Here is an 18159-nt window from a genome sequence, read left to right on the forward strand (position 1 = left end):
GGGAATGGGGAATGGGAGCAGAGTAGAAAATGACGAATGACAAATGACAATATCAAAGTTTTTTTGGTTTGAATAGTCTGACAGTTCTAGCATTAAACATCTCAAAAAAAGCTTTGCGTCGCTGTTGGGGCGATTCCGGTACAATGTAACCCCAGAGACTCTCCCAGTAAAAAAAGGATATACCATTAAAATTGCGATCGCGTACTGCTTGAACCTGTTCTCTAACTTGTGCCATTTTCACAGGATTACGCACCGTTCCCGTTGATATACCAATTTGTACAGGAATTAGACTTTGAGCCAATTTCACAGATGGTTGTTCTAATTGAGCGATAAAAGAGCTTTTATCATTTCGATAAACTTGCAAAACCAACTCATTAACTAAACCTTTTTTTATCCAATTTTCCCAGTCTTGCAAATAGTATTTGTAGGCAAAAGCTTGATAGTTTGGAGATAGAGATATTTTGACTTTGGGTTTCACCGCCTTCACAGCTTGATAGAGTTCTGCCATGAAATCAGTAATTTTGTCTGCTCGCCAACGCATCCATTCTGAGTTAAAAGGGTCTATGGGAGGACTTTTACCTTTGTGTTCTTGCTGGTAGAGTTCAATGGTGAAGCGATCATAACCAAACTGTACAGGCATCCCAAAATGATCGTCAATCTGAATACCATCCACATCATAATCCCTGACTACTTCCAAAATTAGCCCTCGGATAAACTCTTGCACTTGCGGATGTAAGGGATTCAACCAAGCTAGCTTACTTACTAAACTATTATCAATTTCTTCTGGTGGTGCATCTTGGATAGACTTTATACCTTCTTGCCCAATTGTTAACCAGTCGGGATAACGCCTTGCTAACTGTGAATAATGCGGTGTCATAAACCCATATTCAAACCAAGGAATAACTCTCAAATTTTTCTTTTTGGCAAGTGTCACTATCTTTGTTAAAACATCCTGTCCACCGTGCATAAAATTGAGAAAAGGTTGAGTATCTGAGCCTGTAGTCATTTCAGCTACAGCACTTTTATAAAAAGTATGTCCTCGGTTCCAAACTACAGGATAAATTGTATTAAAGTTGAGGGACGATAATTGGTTTATAGCCCGATTAATGCCCCAAGGGACAAATAGTACACCACTAGCAACATTAGTGAGCCAAACGCCGCGAATTTCTGTAGGTAAAGGAATTATTTTTTGGGAATAAACTGGGAGTGAAGAAACTGAAGAGAATGAAAAAACTGTTAAAGTGGCTACTAATCCCAAACACATTAAGTAAGAAACACAACGGCGAGCAACCCGATTCATTTGTAAGCGTGACCTAGTGCGATCGGAATATATATAACTACAAAATAAAGTTGTAATCCTCCGGATGATGTAAAGAAATGATGATTAATAACTCAGAATTCAGAAGTCAGGAGTCAGAATAGTTGAAAGCATACGGAGCCAGTTTTGGTTATGAATATACTTAACGATACCAAAACCTAATAAACTAGAATTTCAAACTCTAATTCTAACTCCTGACTCCTGAATTCTGACTCCTGAATTCTTTCTTATTAAAATCTTTCCACACCTTCAAATTGCTTGACAGCAGACGCATTTGCTGCTTCTCCACAAGTTCGTGGCGTGGGGAATATCTTTTCAGGATTTGCTAAACCTTTAGGATTAAAAACTTGCCGTACCCATTGCATAGTTTCTAAATCAACTTGGCTAAACATCTGTGGCATATAGCACCTTTTCTCCGCACCAATGCCATGTTCACCAGAAATACTGCCACCAACTTGGACACAAAGCTTGAGAATTTTTCCACCCATTTCTTCTACTTGTTCCAATGCTCCAGGTACAGAATTATCATAAAGAATTAATGGATGAAGATTGCCATCTCCAGCATGAAATACATTAGCAACACGATAACCATATTGTTCGCTTAATGCCTCAATTTCATGCAGAACATAAGGTAACTGAGTGCGGGGAATTACACCATCTTGCACATAATAATCTGGACTTAAATGCCCAGCCGCAGCAAAAGCAGCTTTACGTCCTTTCCATAATTTCAATCTGGTTTCTGGGTCACTAGCAGAAGTGACATTTCGTGCCCCATTCTTTTTACAAATTTCAGTCACTCGCTGCTTATTTCCTGCAACTTCCACTTCTAACCCGTCAATTTCGATTAGCAAAATAGCAGTAGCATCGCGGGGATAACAATTAGTTGCGACAACATCTTCAACTGCATTGATGCTGAAGTTATCCATCATTTCCATACCGCCAGGAATAATTCCAGCGCTGATGATATCAGAAACAGTTGCTCCGGCAGCTTCAATACTGGTAAAATCTGCCAACAGCACGCAAATTGATTCTGCACTTTTGAGAATTCGCAAAGTAATCTCTGTGGCAATTCCTAAAGTGCCTTCAGAACCAACAAACACACCTGTTAAATCATAACCAGGCATTTCGGGGATTTGTCCACCTAAATCGACAATTTCTCCTTCTGGCGTGACAATTTTTAATCCTAAAACGTGGTTAGTGGTGACACCATATTTAAGACAATGTACGCCACCAGAGTTTTCAGCAATGTTGCCCCCAATAGAGCAGATAATTTGGCTAGATGGGTCAGGAGCGTAGTAAAAACCAGCACCACTAACGGCTTGTGTTACCCAACTATTAATCACGCCTGGTTGAACAATTGTGCGTTGATTTTCCAAATCAATGCTGATGATTTGCCGCATTAAGGAAGTGACAATCAAAACAGAGTCTTCCACTGGTAAAGCACCGCCAGATAGACCAGTGCCAGAACCGCGTGCGATGAAGGGGATAGAATATTGATTGCATATCTTTACCACTTGGGCAACTTGTTCTGTTGTTCTAGGTAATACCACTACAGCCGGGCGTTGGCGATAGCCTGTTAAACCATCACATTCATAAGTAATAAGTTCTTCGCGGCGTTGCACTACGCCATTTTTGCCAAGGACAACCTCGAATGCTTTGATAATAGGTTTCCAGTTGTGTTGTTTTTTATCTTGGGTCAGCATAGTTTTTAAAGTTAACTATAGTAACTTAGAGTTTAAAACAATACCCAAGTTTTTGAGGGATTTGCCAATAGTTTTGAGCGGTTAACGACGGTTTGGCCATTGCGGCGTTCTTTCTTGCTTTACCGCTCTAGAACTTACTGAGCTTATTTTCCACTTGAAAAGCCTGATATTATGCATTCGTTACGACAGGTTGTCTATTTGTCACAACTGCTTATGTATTAGTTCAAAAGACTTAAGTAAAACTTATTAATGATTTCCCACTCATGATGTCAAAGTAGTGGTTTTAGATATGCCAAGTTTATAAATATATGTTCAAATACTTGAAATCAGTTTGAAAATAGCAAATATTGACCATTCTTGCTCTATGGCATTGCTATATCTAAAAAAAATTAAAGATTTTATATCTACCTTAAGAAACAAAAATACAATTTGGTTTTATGTCTCCAGGTTTATGAAATCATGACAAACAATGCCTATAGTTGGGTCTTAGGTAGTCACATACCTAATTTCGTAAGTGAGGCTAACAATCATGTCATATCAAATCAACACATCTGAGTTATTTGTCGAGTTATTTGACGAACAACAAGAGCTACTCGCTGGAGGTGTAGACTCTCAGAGAAATCAGAGCAATTTCGCTAGAAGACTTACAAGGTTAGACGGAACGAGTAGGTCTGGTCCTCAAGGCAGCGAAGCTAACAGTAAAGGCTCAAATGACGGTACTCAGACATCAGCATTACAGGGCTTACAATTAGGTGGTACTACTACCATAGTCCTGCCGCCCTTGCCTCTTTTATCAGCACCACTATTTGCCGCTTAGATTGATTATTTCCACAGGTAATTTGAAAAAATCAGCTATTACATCATCAGAGCATTTAGCAAATTTAGGCAGAGAAAGAAGAGAAAGCAAAAAATAAAATGTTCAAAATATTTATTGTAAATTTTGGCTTTGAATTTTTGCCTTTTCTGACTTCTCTTAGCTTAAATCTCCAACTTTGAACCGAGTAGCCGATTATTACAAAGACTACCTGTCTACTTTCACTAAACAGCACCACCCATTCTATTGTGGTGGTGCTGGATAATCTGGAAATTTTGAGTTTTCCCTACTTAGCCGATAGATATTTTACATCTTCATCATCTATCAAAATCCTCGGCGAGAAGAGTATCAACGAGAAAGTTGTGAGTTAAGGTTTTCAAGCATCTAAGAGTGAATCTATTTTTTGTAAAACTTGTTTTTTTACTATCTTTATTACCTGACCAGAAATCCAATAAGTAATTTCAATACTTGCGTGTTATTTGACTCTGCACAGAAACCAAACATCCAGATTCAGGGTGGAGATTTGTAGTTAATACCAATTTTTTATGAAGCTGCATAGAATTCGATCCCCCCTAGCCCACGCCAGTCGCTCCACTTGGGGAGACCCCAAGACCGCGCTGGCTCCCCTTAATAAGGGGGGAACCGGAAAAACATCCATCAAAGTCCCCCTTTTTAAGGGGGATTTAGGGGGATCAAGATATGTGCAACTTCACATTAAATTTGTATAAGATTGCTTTGTTTATAAGTAAAAAAGGGGGACAGAGGAGTTTATTGTAACTCGCTCAACGTAAGTGAGGACTTTGAGGGAGTTTGAGCGTTCTCCTCTGTATTCTTTACCGCGTTGGCCGCGTTTGAATCTTGAGAAAGATAAATTCGCTTATCTTGTCGTGCATATCTTTCTCTTCCCCTTTTACTAATTATAGACAATCGGAAAACATTATGCTGGGAATTTTTAGCAGTATATGTTACTTTTTCATTCTTTAATTTGGCAAACATTAACTTACAAGCCAAATCTGTGATTAGCTATCTGATTAATCTTGGCAAGATTAACATAGACTTTAATTCTTGATTATGCCCTGTGGCATATTACCAAAGATATATTTTTTGTGGCATCTGATTTGCAATCAAGTTATGCAATATAAACCTCGTCTATCTTGAGAACCGTAGTTTTGTAGGTTGGGTGCAGCGATCGCGTAACCCAACATAAAATTTGGTGGTAATGTTGGGTTGCGTTTCACTCCACCCAACCTACATAAATAAATATATCTTTTGAAAAACTATTGATTTCAACATAGATGAGGTTTAATCAGCTTTGCAGCAAAAAAACTGGGGTTGATATTAAATAAATCTGAGCTTTTGATGTATACATTTCAAAAAATTATGTAATATGGCGAACTTCTTAGCCCGCGAGGAAAACTATTTTGGAAATAGGTTTAATGAACCCAATCCAGAACAACTCCATGTAGTTGATGTTAACGAGTTTCTCCCCCATCTCAGCAAATGGACTAACATTGGCGGAGGAGTTTTACTCACTACCTTTGTGGCTGCGATCGCTCTTACATCTGTTCTCAGTTACAATGTCACGGTCAAAGTTCCTGCAAGTATTCGACCTGTAGGAGAACTGCGGGTTGTTCAGTCTGCTATGGCTGGAACCGTTCAAAACATTGATATTCAAGAAAATCAGGTGGTGACTCAGGGACAAGCGATCGCTCAAATTGATAATTCCCGCCTTCAGACTCAAAAGAGTCAACTAGAAAGTAGTATTCAGCAAGGTAAATTACAACAAAGTCAAATTGATGCTCAACTGGGTGAAATCGATGCTCAGATTGTAGCTCAGACAAACTTAACCAACCGCACAATTATTGCTGCACAAGCTGAATTAGATGGGACGCAACGCAACTATCAAGATCAGCAAGTTAAGGCTGCGGCTGATATGACACAAGCACAAGCAACTTTAATCTTAGCCAAGCTACAACGCGATCGCTTACTACGGGAAAAAGTTTTAACGGCAACTGTACAAGAAGCAGAAGCAGCTTTGAAAGTAGCCAAGGTGCAACGTGACCGATTGCAGCCGATAGTCGCATCGGGATCGGTTTCTCGCAATCTGTTTGAGGAAAAAGAACAAGCAGTTATATCTGCTCAGGCGAAGCTAGAAGAAGCTAAAGTTAGTGTTAAAAATCTTTTGGAGGACAAAGAACAAGCCCTAAATATCGCGCAAACAAATTTAGAAAAAGCTAAAACTGCGATTAATGCCAGTAATGCGGCTGTAATAGTGGCATCTGAACGGATTAAGCAAGAACAGGCTAGAGGTGAGGCTACTTTAGCCGCTTTGAAAAAAGAACGAGAAACTTTACTCCAGCAACGCCTTGAACTCCAAAAGCAACTTGCTAGCAGCAGCAAAGATTTGCAACAGGTTCAAACCGACTTGAATTTGAGTGTGATTCGATCGCCAATCGCCGGAACACTGTTGCAATTGAATCTTCGTAACCCAGGACAAGTAGTGCAACCAAGTGAAGCGATCGCTCAGATTGCTCCTCTCAACGCTTCTTTAGTAGTTAAAGCTCGTGTGCCGGCTCAAGATATTGACAAGGTAAAAGCAGGCCAAAAAGTTCAGATGCAAGTTTCTGCTTGTCCCTATCCAGACTACGGCACTCTCAAAGGAACTGTCAAAACAGTTGCACCAGATGCTTTACCTGTAAAAAGCAATGTCAATTCAGGTGTAGCCCAAGCCCAGGTAGTTGCTTATGAAGTAACTATTGAGCCACAAACTTCATATTTGAGTAGAAGCGATCGCCAGTGTCATCTGAAAGCGGGTATGGAAGGTAGGGCTGATATAATTTCCCGCCGAGAAACGGTGCTTCAGTTCATTCTCCGCAAAGCCAGATTCATCACAAATTTTTAATCACTAATTTAATAGGTCTGTAACCATGTTCGATCTATTCAAACTCCGTAAAAATTACCAGTGTGTTTTGCAGTTGAGTGAAGAAGACTGTGGAGCCGCCAGTCTTGCTTCAATTTGCAAACATTACGGACGTTTTTTAAGCATCAATCGCAGTCGAGATGCCGTTGGGACTGGACAGCTAGGAACAACTTTGCTGGGTTTAAAGCGTGGATCTGAGACTCTGGGTTTTAATGCCAGGGCAGTGAAAGCTTCACCTGCGATCATAGATAGAATCACAGAAATCAATCTACCAGCAATTATTCATTGGCGGGGTTATCATTGGGTTGTTTTATACACCAAGCGCGGCAATAAGTACGTCATTGCCGATCCAGCTGTGGGTATCCGTTATGTTAACCGAGAAGAGTTAACAGAAGCTTGGAATGGGGTGATGCTCTTACTAGAGCCAGATCCAGTCCGCTTTTTTGAGCAGCCCGCAGAAGAAGCAAAAGGTGGCTTAAGTCGCTTTTTAGTACGCATCTTGCCTTATCGTGGACTGCTAACTCAGGTTTTAACGATCAACATTGTCTTAGGTCTGTTGGCTCTAGGTACTCCCGTCTTGATCCAACTGCTTACAGACGATGTACTTGTGCGTGGAGATACCCAGTTACTCACTGTTGTGATCTCAGCCGTTGTAGTTATGAGCTTATTCGGCAGTACTTTGCAACTATTGCAAGCGATTATGATTGCTCATTTTGGGCAGCGATTGCAATTAGGATTAGTCTTGGAATTTGGGCGAAAAATTCTCCAATTGCCTTTAAATTACTACGAAGCCCGTCGTAGTGGTGAAATCACTAGCCGTCTGCGAGATATCAACGACATAAACCAGTTGGTATCGCAAATTGTAGTTCTTTTACCTAGCCAGTTTTTTGTTGCTGTGGTTTCTTTTTGCTTGATGCTGTTTTACAGTTGGAAACTGACAATGGCAGTCATCGTTTTTGCTGGGTTAATTACCCTCTCGACCCTACCTTTTTTACCCATCCTCCAACAAAAAACCCGCAGTCTCTTAGTTTTAGGGACGGAAAATCAAGGTGTTTTGGTGGAAACATTTAAGGGCGCACAGGTAATCAAAACTACAAATGCTGCTCCGCAATTTTGGGATGAATTTCAAAGCCGCTTTGGCCGCCTTGCTAACTTGACTTTTAGCACCATCCAAATCGGGATTATCAACGGTACTATTAGCAAACTTATAGCTACCCTTGGTGGTGTGATTTTGCTTGGTCTAGGAAGTATCTTGGTGATTAATGGGGAATTAAGCATTGGTCAAATGCTGGCTTTTAACGCCCTACAATTCAATGTTCTGGCTTTAATTAACTCAGTGGTTGGCTTAGTAGATGAATATTTTCGCTCTCAAACAGCAATTTCTCGCCTTCTAGAAGTTATCGATGCAACACCAGAAGTAGTCGGAGGTAGCCAAAAGCCGGTTGTTCAAATTTCTAGTGATGCAGACATTCGCTGTTCCCATGTCCAATTTCACCATGCTGGCAGAGTTGACTTATTAGAGGATTTTTCTCTCAAGCTTCCTGGAGGGAAAGCGATCGCTTTGATTGGTAAGTCAGGTTGTGGTAAAAGTACTTTAGCGAAAGTGATTGCAGGCTTATATCAGCCTAACTCTGGCAATATCCGCATTGGTTTCTATAACATCAACGACCTTTCCCTGGATTGTTTGCGACAACAAGTAGTCTATGTACCCCAAGAACCTCATTTTTGGAGTCGCTCAATTTTAGAAAACTTCCGCTTAGGAACGCCTTACATTTCCTTTGAGGAAATTGTCAAAGCTTGTCAGATAGCTGATGCAGATGAGTTTATCAGTCAACTTCCGAATCAGTATCAAACAGTTTTAGGGGAATTTGGGGCGAATCTCTCTGGTGGACAAAGACAACGATTAGCGATCGCTAGAGGCATCCTTACCAATCCACCTGTACTGATTTTAGACGAAGCAACAGCTGGACTCGATCCAGTCAGCGAATCTCACGTACTAGACAGGCTTTTGGAATACCGAGAAGGCAAAACTACTATTTTGATTACCCATCGTCCCAGCGTAATTAATCGAGCCGATTGGATTGTACTACTAGATAAAGGTCAGGTACAAATACAAGGTGATATTGAGACTTTCCTCTCTCAGCAAGGAGAGCATTTAAAGTTTTTATCAATGTAAAAAATAGTCTTTGTATGAGCAAATAAAACTATGTCTGAAAATACCAAATTCCCCAATTCTGAATGGTTCAGGGATTTGTCTGAAGAAGAACAGGAAACCTTAGCTGCTGGGCAAATCACAAATATACCTGGTGGAAGTAATTTTTTTATCCAGCAAACTAATATCCAAACTGCGGCAGACAATACATTAAATCTTGTAAGTGGTGATGTTTCTTCACAAAAAACTAGATATAGTTTGTCACAATTTACTATTGGGTCTTCCACAACATTTGTTTTACCAAACTTTAGTTTAGGAGAGGATAAATGGAAAAATTTAATTGCCAATCTCTTAAATAGTATCTTCTCATAAAATTTAGCTTTTGGAAAAGAAATCTCCTACACGTAGAGGCACAATTACTCGTGCCTCTACATTTTTTAATAAAACCTAGACGGTTCAACTTTTAACTTTTTAAATCAGGATCAAACTTGGGGAAATTATCAATATTTAGTGCAGTTTTGCCAATATAAAATATAAAACTATTTTTTAGTTTTTATTTAAATTTTCATGAGTCAAAAGGAATATTTTTGCTATTATTATTTCTAACCTGAGAATAATTTAAACTGTCAGGAAATAATTACTATTAAAAATATAGGTGAATAACACCTAATGTTAGTAAGTGAGGTAAAAAATTATGTCAAATAAAAGTACCATGTCTGATTTGCTTGTGGACTTATCTACAGAGCAACAACAGCTTCTGGCTGGTGGACAAAATGGCGAAGAAGGAGACTTAGGTGATGAAGGATCGGGTGATGAAGGATCGGGTGGTGAAGGAGCGGGTGGTGAAGAGCCTTCTTTCAGTGGTGGAGGAACATCCCCCCGTGGTAACCGATTCTTTATTCGTGGTATCGTGAGTCTCCGTAAAATCCCACGTTTGTCCTAAACTTTGCAATTCGTGGGGGAAAGAAAGGCTCATATAATTATCTCAAGTTCAATTCAATTTTGAGAAAGAATTTGAGCAGTCTCCTATAACCAGACAAGGGGCTTAAGCCCCTTGTTAAAGATAGGTAAACTCCGCTTACTTCAGATCAAAATAGTTTTACACTACAGCTTTTTCTGTATCAATCAAGGCACTAGCCATCCTTCTGCACTGTACAAAAGTGAGGCAAACAATTATGTCGTTTCAATCCATCCAATCCGATTTGCTTGTCGAGCTATCCATAGAGCAACAGGAGCTTTTAGCTGGAGGTAACGTCCGCAGGTGGGGCGGCGGTTCGAGTCCTGGTTGGGGCGGCTGGCGGCCCAGAGGGAGTTGGGGTTTCCGCCCTTGGCGCGGTCGCCGATCTTGGTGGTAAACTATCGCCTATTGAACTTGCACTTTTTGCCGTCTGAAATGCTTGCAATAAGGCTTTGCACTCCCAATGCTAAAAAACCAACAGATGACAAGAAATATGCCGGAGTTTGCAAGTCAGGGCAGAACAAGTGCGTACCTCTATATTCCGCGTTTTAGACTAAGCTTGAAAGACGAAAAAGCCCGCTTTAACGGGCTTTTATCATATACTAATTCTCTGTAAACTTGCACTTAATAATTACTCTTTTACCGCTACCAGATGTATTCTCTACATAGTTTGTGTCTGTGGCAAGCAATAAAAGCTTTCAACTGAATCTCACACTGCCGATCGCTCCCAAATCCAATCAAGTAAAATCGGATTGACTAACTCTGGTGCTTCATCTTGGGGACAATGCCCAACTCCTTCTAAAGGAATAAACTTTTGTACCTGTGGGAAATTAGCTAATTCTCTCCCTAACTTAATTGGTTCCCACGGATCGGCCGTTCCCCACAAGATAATTGCAGGACACTGTAACAGTGGTAAAAGGTCTTCTGGTAATGGCCCTGTAGAATAAGAAGTAAAAGCAAGAAACACAGCCCCAGCCCCTGGATCGCTTGCTGGTGAAGTCAGAATATCTACCAACTCATCTGTCACCATCTCAGGATTAGCATAAGCTTGCAGGAGAATTTTCCGCACTGTTTTCGGTTTGGCGAGTTGATTGAAAAAGAAATCACCAACTGGTTTGATAGATAACAGGCGTTGCAGTAGAGGCGCTCCGTAACGACGAGATAAAGGTAAAGTTACCCGTTTGCGATCGTGCAAAAGCCGTAAAGAACAGTTGAGCAATGCAACTCCCAAGGCAATATCTGGGTTGCTAACAGCTGCTTGCATGGCTACAATACAGCCAATAGAATTTCCGACTAAAAAAGCAGGTTCGCCGACAACTTCACGGCAAAAATCTGCTACTTGTTGTCCCCATGTTTCTAGAGTGTAGGTAATTTTTTCACCAGGTTTAGGTTTTGCGGAACCACCAAAACCAATCAAATCAATAGCATAAACTCGGCAATTTTGTGCTAACACGGGAATATTTTTCCGCCAATGCCACCAAGAAGCGCCAAATCCATGCACGAGGACAACAGCCGGCCCAGTGGTTCCTTGGGTTTGATAGCAGATAGGGAAATCTTGCCAAATCCAGGTTTTTGTAGAGGTAAATGCTGTTTTTGAACTTGATGTTGTCATAAGAAATTTGATGAGTACAAGGGTCAAAGCCCGTCAGCAGCAAGGCGTAAGTAAAATTCTTTTGAATTTGAATAAAATTTATCAGATTTTCAAATAAAATTCTTTGGTCTAGTGATAACTTAGACATACACTAGAAAAGCTTCTAGGCTGATAGTTTTATCCAGGTAGAGAGTTTTTATCTTGTTGATAGAGGTAATTTCCTCACAACTTAGATTATGTCAGCATTAGGAATCATCACTTCTATAAATGTGAGTAATATTTTTGCCATTTTTTTAGATGTGAGTGAATTAGCATCAGTGCTAGATTCAGTAGATTCACAATTTACGATCGCTATTTTGGTCTATAACATTGTCAGAATATGAGGCATCGGCTAAGGGGTGGTTTGCAACTGGAAACTGACGCTGAATTTAACAACATTTTTCTTGTTCCTAGTTCTGCGAGCCAGACAATATGAATATACTAGAAACAATCGATACTCCCATCGGGAGCTATGCACCCGATTTTGAACTGCCAGGAATTGACGGTCAAGTACACCATCTTAGGCGTTATCTTGAGAAGTTCCGAGCAGTGGGCGTTATTTCCATGTGTAACCACTGTCCTTATGTAGAGTCCTATATAGGCAGGTTAAAAAACATTCAAGCCAAGTTTGCCCCCAAAGGCTTCACACTAATTGGGATGAATGGTAGTGATGGTAATCATGAAACTAGGCCAAGCTTTGAAAATATGAAAGCTTTTGCCCAACATCACAATTTGAACTTTCCTTACCTGTGGGACTCGACGCAAGATGTAACCCAAAGTTTTGGTGCTACGAAAACACCAATGGCCTTTTTAATAGATGCCAATGGTATAGTCCGCTACAAAGGCAAAATTGACAATCATCCCCAAGATGCATCAGCAGTGGGAGAAGAATATTTAAGAACTGCGATCGCCTCTCTATTTCTTGGTCAGCCAATAGATGTACCACAAACAGAACCAATAGGTACAACATTGATTTGGCGTAACTAGACATAGATAGTCCCTGTAACTGCTATCTTAAATTGGAGGCAATTGCAACTTTTTTGATAAAGCGTAACTTCATGGGAACGAATTACCGACGGGTTTTACTCAAACTGAGCGGTGAAGCCTTAATGGGCAACATGGGCTATGGCATTGATCCAGAAGTGGTCAAAGGAATAGCGCAAGAGGTAGCAGAGGTGATAGCCACTGGCGTTCAAATGGCCATCGTTGTTGGCGGCGGCAATATTTTTCGTGGCGTGAAAGCAGCGTCGGCGGGGATGGACAGGGCAACCGCTGACTATATTGGGATGATTGCCACGGTAATGAACGCCATGACGTTGCAAGATTCGCTAGAACACATAGGGGTACAGACGCGGGTGCAAACTGCGATCGCTATGCAAGAATTAGCAGAACCATATATCCGTCGTCGTGCCATCCGTCATCTTGAAAAAGGGCGGGTGGTAATTTTTGGGGCTGGTTCTGGAAATCCCTTCTTTACTACTGATACCACTGCGGCACTCAGAGCAGCAGAAATTGATGCGGAAGTGATTTTTAAAGCCACCAAAGTAGACGGGGTATATGATGCTGACCCTGAGATTTATCCTAACGCCAAGCGTTACAATAGCCTTACCTACGCGCACGTTTTAGCCAAAGATTTGCGGGTGATGGATAGTACTGCGATCGCCTTGTGTAAAGAAAATAATATCCCAATTCTGGTATTTGACCTAACGGTGCGAGGTAACATCCACCGAGCAGTCTTGGGAGAATCCATCGGTACCCTTGTGGGAGGTTCTTGTGATATTAGCTGACGCGAAAAGCAAAATGCAAAGTTCTGTTGAGTCAACTCAACGAGCTTTTAACACGATCCGCACTGGTCGTGCCAATGCGAGTCTATTAGATAAGGTATTAGTGGACTATTACGGTTCGCCTACACCCTTAAAATCACTGGCAAATATTAGCACGCCAGATGCTTCGACAATTCTAATTCAACCCTACGAGCGCAACACCCTAAACATTATTGAGAAGGCGATTTCTCTTTCTGATGTGGGTTTAACTCCCAGCAATGATGGTTCTGTAATTCGGCTGAATATTCCGCCTTTGACAAGCGATCGCCGAAAAGAATTCGTCAAAATGGCAACTAAGTACGCTGAAGAGGGTCGTGTTGCTATTCGCAACATCCGCCGCGATGCCATAGACTCGATTCGCAAGCAGGAGAAAGCTTCTGAAATCTCCAAAGATGAATCAAAAGATCATCAAGACGACTTGCAAAAACTCACAAACGAGTATACAGCCAAAATAGACGCATTATTGGCAGAAAAAGAAAAAGACATTACGACTGTTTAAAGTCTAAAGTCTGAAGCATAAAGGCTGAAGGATGATGGTAAAATTCTTCAGCCTTTATCATTTTTTAGGTATCTCACAAAAATTAAACAAGTAAGTAGACTTGAAGAAGAATTCAGAAGTCAGAATGGGCTAAACGCCCCGCTACCGCTAACAGGAGTCAGAATAAATCAGTCGGGGATTCAGACCCGCGACTGATTAAAGACCACCAAATCGTAGATTTAGTGGGGGTCTTAAACCCGGCTATTCAGACGCTCTCTACGAGACGCTGCGCGAACGTGGACTCGCTTTAAGCGAAGCCATGCCGAAGGCTTTACGCTGCGCTATCCGCCACTCGCACAGAATTCATTCTGAATTCTGACTCCTGAATTCTGTTCGATAAATAATTAAAGTAGGGGCAATTGAATGAATTGTGCCCCTACTCAAGAGAAAATCAACTAATTCAGGAGCCAAAATTCAGCCTTATGTACGACTGCATCATCGTCGGCGCTGGGCCAGCTGGTGGAACAGCTGCATATCATTTAGCCAAGCAGGGTCGCTCAGTATTAGTTTTAGAAAAAGAATCCCTACCAAGATATAAACCTTGTGGTGGTGGTGTATCTCCAGCGATCGCTCAATGGTTTGACTTTGATTTTAGCCCGGCAATCTCTGTCAAAGCTGACTCCTTTCGCTTTACCTGGAAATTAGGCGACCCAGTGGAAGCAAAAATAGCCACAGAAGAACCAGTCTGGATGGTGCGACGAGATATTTTTGACCATTTTCTAGTGCAGCAAGCACAGAAGCAAGGGGCTGAACTACGAGATAATACTGAAGTAACGGGTATTGAATTTAAAGGTGACTATTGGCAAGTTAACACAGCCAATGAGCCAATTACAGGTCGCTACTTAATCGCGGCTGATGGTGCTAAAGGGCTAATGGCAAAATGGTTAGGCTTCAAAGAACGTAAACGCCGTTTAGCAGCAGCTTTGGAAGCAGAAGTTTCCACCACTGTGAAAGACAAATCCACAATTCATATTGAGTTGGGGTTGGTGAAAAATGGCTACATTTGGAACTTCCCGAAAGCGGATGGTTATTCCATTGGTATTGGTACGTTTGGCGGTGGCGAACCCCAAGATTTTAAGAAGATTTTAGATGAATATGCGCGATCGTTTAATCTAGATATAAAAACCAGCAAGAAGTATGGTTATCCCCTTTGCTTGTGGGATGGAAAGCAAAAGTTGCATACCCAAAATGCTGTTTTGGCTGGTGAAGCTGCTTGTGTAGTTTATCCTATGACAGCAGAAGGCATTCGTCCTTCAATTTTTAGTGGCTTGATTGCAGCAGGAGCCATTAATGAGGCCCTTTCTGGTGACATCAACGCTTTAGAAAAATATAGTGAAGCTATTAATGAAGAATGGGGTACTGAGATGGCTTGGGCACAAAAATTAGCTGGAGCATTCTATCGCTTTCCTGGTATTGGCTACAAAGTTGGTGTTAAGCATCCCTCTGCTGCCAAAATCATGGGTCAGATTATGTGTGGAGAACTGCGCTATAGCGATGTTACCGATCGTGCCCTCAAGCGTTTAATTCCTGGCTTTGGAGGTTAGTTAATAGTTGTAGGTGGGTTCCTTGATGCTCTCACCTTTTTGACGAAACGTGAATTCAACGAAATTCTTTGCTGTCTTGAACTTTTCGTTTTATCCCAATACGCTTGGGATAAACCAGAAAGCCCTCATGTAGAGACGCGATTTATCGCGTCTAAAAGACTTATACGTTACGAGAGACGCAATAAATCGCCGTCCTGAGAGAGAATTTACCCTGTATGACTTAACCAAGCCCCATAAGACATTTAACACCAAATTAAAAATACTTAGAGAAAAGCCAAATACTTATTCCAGTTCCCAGTACACAAATAATTCCCGCCAAACCCGCTAGGGGTTTTTTATTCTTACCTGTGAACCAGTCAGAGGCTTTACCTGTGTAAGTAATTAATTCTGCTGTATCTAGGGTTGCGATCGCCCATACCCATCCCGCGTGTAGTCCCCAAGCTAAACCCAAATTGTTGCGATCGGCAAAACGTGCCAACACCAACACCATTCCCATCAGCCACAATCCAGGGAGTTGTGGTGCAGTTTCACGTTGCTCCCAAACTAGATGTAGCAAGGCAAAAATCAAGCTAGAAATTGCTGCTGCTAACCAAACTGGATAATCCTGTGCTAATTCAGTGAACAGAAAACCCCGAAAAACTAACTCTTCTATCCCACCGACTAACAATGCTATCAAGAAAATCGGTAGCAAGATGGGTAATAGTAACTTGAAATTCTTTTTTTCAAAAGAACACCAACCTAATCCGAATTGCCCACTAAATACAATCGCTAGGCTTACCACTCCCAAACCGAAACCTAATGCTAAAGAACCAAAATTTGAAAGATTCCCAACAAAGCCGTAATCCGAAAAAGATTTATTGGTAAGCCAACTAACTCCCCACAGAATCAGGGGAGCTAATAGGTAAAGTGACAGCAATAATGGCATCTTTTGCTGTGGCTGCAAAGGTTTAGGGGGTTGCCAATTGAGCAATATTGCTGATACTGCTGCGACTGGCAACCAACAAACTATCCAGCAAGCAAAAAATGCCATTACTATAACTAGTGCTGGTGCATTTTGCATAAATGCTAGTAAGGCGTTGACCGAAGGCTCAAAAAAAGTTATCAAAAAAAACACGATAGACTTCTTGCACTATAGATTTCTTGCTGATTTATCAAGAATCTACTAAATTTGGCAAATTCTGCAAGGGGTCTAATCGTATTTTTTATCTGGAACAAAATTTTTTCAATAGAGTTACCAGTTTGCTATTGAGGTAAGGACAAGTTATCATACCTGATACTTATCCTTACCATCAGCAAATTTACTCTTCGTCTTCCAAATCTTCGTCCGATTCGTCGGAGTCTATATCTGGTGAGGTCAGTTTTTTATCACTTTCACCAAGTTGAATCAAGTGAATATGCTTGTATCCCAACCTAATTTCAAACTCATCTCCAGACTTTAAGCCCATTGCTTTGGTATATGTGGCACCAATCACAATCTGACCATTTTGATGGACACTAACCCGATATGTCGGTTCACGACCACGACCATCTTTAGGTGCTTCTGGACTTAGAGGAATTCCTCTAGCCGATAGCAAAGCGTCATAAAAATCGGTGAGATTAACACGAACCTGGTTATTCTTAGTAACAGTGTAATAGCCGCACTGTTTAGCTCTTTCTCGGCGTGGCAAAGTGGAAAGTTCTTTTACTTTCGCAAGTAGTGCTTTTCCAGTTAATGGCGCGGTTGCAGTTTCAGTCATTATGCTCAAATTTTCCTTACTCTCTCCAAGCTGATAAATAATGTAGTCTCATGCCAGCATTTGGCTTTTTAGCATGTGCATAGAGCTACTTAGGACTCTAGTGTTACGGGTGAATCACTGCCGATAGGAGACAAAAGCACTTCATATTATGGTTGTCTACAACCAATTAGAGGTCATAGTTGCCATAGAAATTAATTTTGCTGATTTCACGGCACTTTTAACCATTATTCGCCATCAGAAATGAAATTATTTTCTCTTTTGGCGCTACTGTAGCGGTGTAACTTTCAGCCACCTTTACAAATGGGGTTGGCTCTACTCCAAATAAGTCGTAGACCCAATAAATCGCAGGTTTTTCACTTTCAGTGCTTGCCCTTCTCGCTAATGAGTAGGTAGAGTTTTCTCTACTCATCCTCTCAAGCTTAGGACAGCATAGTATTTCAATAGAGTCCTACGGGCTTATGCCCTTTGTCCTGCCAGTAGAGACGCGAATTTTCTTGTCTCTACATTACGAATCAACAAAGCAGTAGTAGCCGCGCTGATACGGCTATTGATTCTGGTTTTGTGAGTTCGTAATTTTATATTAAATACTAGCATGGACTAATAATAGCAAAATAGTTGTTTAATTTTGAATTAAAGTTGCTGGTAAATTTTTATTTAAATTTCTGGACTTAAAGGTTGGAAAAAGCCGTGACGATTTTCCTAACCCTTTATTGCATTATAAAAATTTATCTAATTTAGATGAGCAGTTTTGACCAATTAGTTAAATTCAAGATTTTCTTGATTGAGAGGCTGCAAAAATCTCAAAGTCTCGCCTATCCGGGATTCTTCGATGCGCGAGACTTTTATTTGAAAGTGGTAAGGATTTTTCCTCGGTTTATTACCGTAAGCTCAAAAGCGGTCAGAGGATTTTCTACGTCTGTCTATGGGAAGAATAAATCTCTTAACATACGCCTAGCACTTAATTGCCACTACTATATATTGAAGATGTGCTTTTACACTTCTATATAATCAAAAAATTCTGTC

16 protein-coding genes are annotated in these 18159 nt (G+C 40.9%); 11 read left to right on the forward strand and 5 right to left on the reverse strand.

Annotation, left to right across the window (positions count from 1 at the left end; all coding sequences use genetic code 11):
* Window positions 1-52 precede the first annotated feature (52 nt).
* Together ACFFRD_RS11110 and glcD are read right to left on the reverse strand one after the other, a co-directional pair.
* A complete protein-coding gene (locus ACFFRD_RS11110; RefSeq protein WP_392481499.1) occupies window positions 53-1300 on the reverse strand; it encodes a glycoside hydrolase family 10 protein in 1248 nt (415 codons plus the stop codon).
* Between the two features lie 248 nt (window positions 1301-1548).
* Entirely contained in the window at window positions 1549-3021 is a 1473-nt protein-coding gene (glcD, locus tag ACFFRD_RS11115; protein WP_114083532.1) for a glycolate oxidase subunit GlcD, read from the reverse strand.
* A 529-nt stretch (window positions 3022-3550) separates the two neighbouring features.
* On the opposite strand from glcD, the gene ACFFRD_RS11120 reads away from it, so the two are divergent.
* The 6 genes from ACFFRD_RS11120 (at window position 3551) to ACFFRD_RS11145 (ending at window position 10262) form a co-directional block, all read left to right on the forward strand.
* Window positions 3551-3838 (forward strand): CTB family bacteriocin, encoded by a 288-nt coding sequence (locus ACFFRD_RS11120; RefSeq protein ID WP_392481500.1) that lies wholly within the window; start codon window positions 3551-3553, stop codon window positions 3836-3838.
* A gap of 1384 nt (window positions 3839-5222) precedes the next feature.
* Window positions 5223-6737, forward strand: coding sequence for an HlyD family secretion protein (locus ACFFRD_RS11125; protein WP_392481501.1), 1515 nt, complete (start codon window positions 5223-5225; stop codon window positions 6735-6737).
* Between the two features lie 25 nt (window positions 6738-6762).
* Window positions 6763-8931, forward strand: a complete 2169-nt coding sequence (locus tag ACFFRD_RS11130; protein ID WP_392481502.1) for a peptidase domain-containing ABC transporter — start codon at window positions 6763-6765, stop codon at window positions 8929-8931.
* Between the two features lie 30 nt (window positions 8932-8961).
* A complete protein-coding gene (locus tag ACFFRD_RS11135; RefSeq protein WP_392481503.1) occupies window positions 8962-9279 on the forward strand; it encodes a hypothetical protein in 318 nt (105 codons plus the stop codon).
* 322 nt (window positions 9280-9601) lie between these two features.
* A complete protein-coding gene (locus tag ACFFRD_RS11140; RefSeq protein ID WP_392481504.1) occupies window positions 9602-9850 on the forward strand; it encodes a hypothetical protein in 249 nt (82 codons plus the stop codon).
* 232 nt (window positions 9851-10082) lie between these two features.
* Window positions 10083-10262: a hypothetical protein gene (locus ACFFRD_RS11145; RefSeq protein WP_392481505.1), complete on the forward strand. Its 180-nt coding sequence runs from the start codon at window positions 10083-10085 to the stop codon at window positions 10260-10262.
* Window positions 10263-10574: 312 nt separating this feature from the next.
* On the opposite strand, the gene ACFFRD_RS11150 is transcribed toward ACFFRD_RS11145, so the two are convergent.
* Window positions 10575-11477, reverse strand: coding sequence for an alpha/beta fold hydrolase (locus ACFFRD_RS11150; RefSeq protein WP_392481506.1), 903 nt, complete (start codon window positions 11475-11477; stop codon window positions 10575-10577).
* Between the two features lie 215 nt (window positions 11478-11692).
* Between ACFFRD_RS11150 and ACFFRD_RS11155 the strand changes: the two genes are divergently transcribed.
* From ACFFRD_RS11155 to ACFFRD_RS11175, 5 genes are all read left to right on the forward strand, one after another.
* The gene (locus ACFFRD_RS11155) at window positions 11693-11839 is read left to right on the forward strand and encodes a hypothetical protein (RefSeq protein ID WP_159402495.1); all 147 of its coding nucleotides are present in this window, start codon (window positions 11693-11695) and stop codon (window positions 11837-11839) included.
* Window positions 11840-11927: 88 nt separating this feature from the next.
* Window positions 11928-12482 (forward strand): thioredoxin family protein, encoded by a 555-nt coding sequence (locus ACFFRD_RS11160; RefSeq protein WP_392481507.1) that lies wholly within the window; start codon window positions 11928-11930, stop codon window positions 12480-12482.
* Window positions 12483-12553: 71 nt separating this feature from the next.
* Window positions 12554-13282, forward strand: coding sequence for a UMP kinase (gene pyrH, locus ACFFRD_RS11165; RefSeq protein ID WP_012412364.1), 729 nt, complete (start codon window positions 12554-12556; stop codon window positions 13280-13282).
* On the forward strand, window positions 13269-13817 hold the full coding sequence (gene frr / locus ACFFRD_RS11170; protein ID WP_114083542.1) for a ribosome recycling factor: 549 nt from the start codon (window positions 13269-13271) through the stop codon (window positions 13815-13817). Before pyrH ends, frr begins: the two co-directional genes overlap by 14 nt.
* Before the next feature lie 461 nt (window positions 13818-14278).
* Window positions 14279-15400: a geranylgeranyl reductase family protein gene (locus ACFFRD_RS11175; RefSeq protein ID WP_392481508.1), complete on the forward strand. Its 1122-nt coding sequence runs from the start codon at window positions 14279-14281 to the stop codon at window positions 15398-15400.
* Window positions 15401-15653: 253 nt separating this feature from the next.
* On the opposite strand, the gene ACFFRD_RS11180 is transcribed toward ACFFRD_RS11175, so the two are convergent.
* Together ACFFRD_RS11180 and ACFFRD_RS11185 are read right to left on the reverse strand one after the other, a co-directional pair.
* Window positions 15654-16460 (reverse strand): CPBP family intramembrane glutamic endopeptidase, encoded by an 807-nt coding sequence (locus ACFFRD_RS11180; protein WP_392481510.1) that lies wholly within the window; start codon window positions 16458-16460, stop codon window positions 15654-15656.
* 238 nt (window positions 16461-16698) lie between these two features.
* Window positions 16699-17136, reverse strand: a complete 438-nt coding sequence (locus tag ACFFRD_RS11185; RefSeq protein ID WP_012412178.1) for an AbrB family transcriptional regulator — start codon at window positions 17134-17136, stop codon at window positions 16699-16701.
* Window positions 17137-18159: the final 1023 nt, after the last annotated feature.

This window comes from Nostoc sp. C110, assembly GCF_043099725.1.
Lineage (GTDB): Bacteria > Cyanobacteriota > Cyanobacteriia > Cyanobacteriales > Nostocaceae > Nostoc > Nostoc muscorum_A.